This window comes from Kribbella catacumbae DSM 19601, assembly GCF_000372465.1.
Taxonomy (GTDB): Bacteria; Actinomycetota; Actinomycetes; order Propionibacteriales; family Kribbellaceae; genus Kribbella; species Kribbella catacumbae.
In genome coordinates, this window is the sequence record NZ_AQUZ01000009.1 from 110,345 (window position 1) to 113,464 (window position 3,120).

The 3,120-nt window shown below is 67.0% G+C and carries 3 protein-coding genes; 1 reads left to right on the top strand and 2 read right to left on the bottom strand.

Annotated elements, in window-relative coordinates; genetic code table 11:
* Window positions 1–13: 13 nt before the first annotated feature.
* The gene (locus A3ES_RS0112315; RefSeq protein ID WP_020387119.1) at window positions 14–592 is read right to left on the bottom strand and encodes a nicotinamidase; all 579 of its coding nucleotides are present in this window, start codon (window positions 590–592) and stop codon (window positions 14–16) included.
* 85 nt (window positions 593–677) lie between these two features.
* Window positions 678–1,457: an SDR family NAD(P)-dependent oxidoreductase gene (locus A3ES_RS0112320; RefSeq protein WP_020387120.1), complete on the bottom strand. Its 780-nt coding sequence runs from the start codon at window positions 1,455–1,457 to the stop codon at window positions 678–680.
* Window positions 1,458–1,700: 243 nt separating this feature from the next.
* On the opposite strand from A3ES_RS0112320, the gene A3ES_RS0112325 reads away from it, so the two are divergent.
* Window positions 1,701–3,068 (top strand): lysine N(6)-hydroxylase/L-ornithine N(5)-oxygenase family protein, encoded by a 1,368-nt coding sequence (locus A3ES_RS0112325; RefSeq protein ID WP_202806490.1) that lies wholly within the window; start codon window positions 1,701–1,703, stop codon window positions 3,066–3,068.
* The last annotated feature ends 52 nt before the right edge of the window (window positions 3,069–3,120 follow it).

Consider the following 3,120-nt stretch of genomic DNA (forward strand, 5'->3'; position numbering starts at 1 on the left):
CCGGAGGTGCGGGCTAGGTGAGCGTCACGCCCGCAGTGCGTAGGTCTGTGATGGCCTGTTCCGTGCTCCCCGGTGCGACGCCGGCCGTCAGGCCCGTCAGGACCGTAGTACCGAAGCCCTCTCGATGTGCGTCCATGGCGGTTGCCTTGACGCAGTAGTCCGTGGCGATGCCGCAGACGTCTACCTGGGTGACGCCCTTGTCGCGGAGCCAGTCGGCCAGGGGTTTGCCGTTGTCGTGGCATTTGCCTTCGAAGCCGGAGTACGCCGCGGCGTACTCGCCCTTGTCGAAGATCGCGTCGAACGGCTGCGGGTCGAGGTTCGGGTGGAAACCGACGCCGTCGGTGCCGGCGACGCAGTGTCGCGGCCAGGAGTTGACGAAGTCGGGCGTGTCGGAGAAGTGGTCACCCGGGTCGATATGGTGATCCCGGGTCGCGATGACATAGGTGTAGTCCTTCTCGCCCGGCTCGGCCTCGTACCACCGGTGCAGCAGTTCGCCGATCCGGAAGGCGACGTCCGCACCGCCACTGACCGCCAGACTTCCGCCCTCGCAGAAGTCGTTCTGCACATCGACCACGATCAGCGCCCGGGTCATCACAACACTCCTTCTGGGTGTCCTTGACCCCACGGTACAAGCCCGGGCCGCCGTCAGCGGTGATTCCAGGGCGGTCAGCCCAGATCTACGCCATAGTCATGGTGCCGCCGTTCACCCGGACGATCTCGCCCTGGGTGGCGGTGGTCCGGGCCGAGCAGAGGAAGACGATGGCCGCGGCCACGTCGGCGGCCTCGGGCAGGCGGCGAGCGGTGAACTGCTGGGTGAGTTGAGCCAGTACGTCGGCCGGGATCACCCGGTGCTTGCCGTTCTCGAGTGTGATTCCAGGCATCATGATGTTGACCAGTACGCCGTCCTGGCCGAGGTCGTGTTGCAGGCTCGCGATCATCCCGTGCAGCCCGGCCTTCGCGGCGCCGTACGCCCAGGATCCGGCCATGCCGCGCTCGGTCAGGTCGGTCGACAGCAGCACCAGGCGCCCCTGATCCGACTCGCGCAGGGCCGGCGCGGCCTGCTGGACCAGGTGGAAGTTGCCCTCCAGATTGGCGCGCAACACCGGCAGCCACTGGTCCGGTTTGGCGTCCTCGATCCGGGTCGGCCGGTCGCGGAAGTCGCCGCTACCCCAATGGACCGCGTTGCCCACCAGAACGTCGAGGCCGCCGAACCTCTCGACCGTCCCGCCGACAGCGGCGGCCACCGACTCCGGAGCCGCCAGATCCATCGGTACTGCGAACGCCTCGCCTCCCGCCGATGTGATCTCCGCCGCTACTTCGGCGGCAGCGTCCGGACGCGAGTGGTACGTGATCGCCACTCGCGCACCCTCTCGTGCGAACCCCAGCGCGGTCTCCCGTCCGATCCCGGACGATGCCCCGGTCACCAGTACTCGTTTGCCCTGCAATCCCAACTCCACAACGCTTCTCCTCGCGGTAGAGTCGACTCATTAGCCGACTAAGCAAAAGAACTTAGCCGACTAATAACCATCGCGCAACCCGGCCCGACACGCGGCCGCTGATGCCGATCAAGGAAGGGGAGGCTAACCTAAATCGGCAGCCTTATAGCACCTTTCCCCACCGCGTGAGCTTTCCCCGGTGGGATGTGGCCCCGCGGGTGGTTTGCCGAAATTATTTAGGTTAGCCTCACCTAACCAAGGGCGATGGAAAGGACTGGCATGGTCGGGTTGGCGGCACAGGCGGGACATCCGGTGTACGACGTGATCGGGGTCGGGTTCGGTCCGTCGAACCTGGCCCTGGCGATCGCGGCCGGTGAACGCGGCAAGGCGGCGCCCCGGGCGCTGTTCCTGGAGCGGCAGGCCCGGTTCGGCTGGCACCGCGGGATGCTGATCGAGGACGCGACCATGCAGGTGTCGTTCCTCAAGGACCTGGTGACGCTGCGGAACCCGGCCAGCGAGTTCAGCTTCCTCACCTACCTGCACCAGAACGGCCGGTTGATCGACTTCATCAACCACAAGACGCTGTTCCCGCTGCGGATCGAGTTCCACGACTACCTCGAGTGGGCCGCGAGCAAGGTCTCCGACGTGGTCCGTTACGACCGCGAGGTCCAGGCTGTCCGCCCGGTCCGCACGGACGGCGTGATCGACGCCTTCGACGTGACCTCGGCCGGCCAGAACGGTACGTCGGTCGACCGGACCCGCAACCTGGTGCTGGGCGTCGGCCTCAAGCCGCATCTGCCGGCCGGCATCAGCAGGTCGGACCGGGTCTGGCACAACCAGGAGCTGCTCACCCGGGTCCGCGAACTCGACGGCCGGACGCCGGGCCGGTTCGTCGTCGTCGGTGCGGGGCAGAGCGCTGCCGAGGTGACCGCCTTCCTGCACGAGACGTTCCCGCAGTCCGAGGTGTGCGCGGTGTTCTCGCGGTTCGGCTACAGCCCCGCCGACGACAGCCCGTTCGCCAACCGCGTGTTCGACCCGGAGGCCGTCGACGAGTTCTACTCCGCCCCCGAAGACGTCAAGCGGATGGTGCTCGACTACCACGGCAACACCAACTACTCCGTGGTCGACGCCGAGCTGATCGAAGACCTGTACGGCCGGCTGTATCGCGAGCGTGTACTCGGCGCCGAACGGCTGCGGACCTTCAACGTGTCCCGTGTCGTCGACGTGGTCGACACAGACGAGGACGCCGCCGTCACGATCGAGTCGCTCAGCACGGGCCAGAAGACCCAACTGTCGGCAGACGTAGTCGTGTACTGCACCGGCTACCGGCCGGCGGATCCGGTGGCGCTGCTCGGCGAGATGGGTGAGCTCTGCCGCCGGGACCAGGACGGACGGGTCAAGATCGGCCGGGACTACCGGGTGCAGACCACTGGTGAGCTGCAGGCAGGGATCTACCTGCAGGGCGGTGGCACGGAGCACAGCCACGGCCTCGCGTCGTCACTGCTGTCGAATACGGCCATCCGGGCCGGCGAGATCGTCGACTCGATCGCTGCCGCCGCAGCTCGGTCAACCGGCGATATAGCCGATGTCGAGGAGCCGTCCGCAGTACCGGACTTTGCCGGCTCGCACTGAAGCCTTGTCGCGTACTCCGCCCGATCCCTTGAAGTAGAGGTGTGACCCCGCC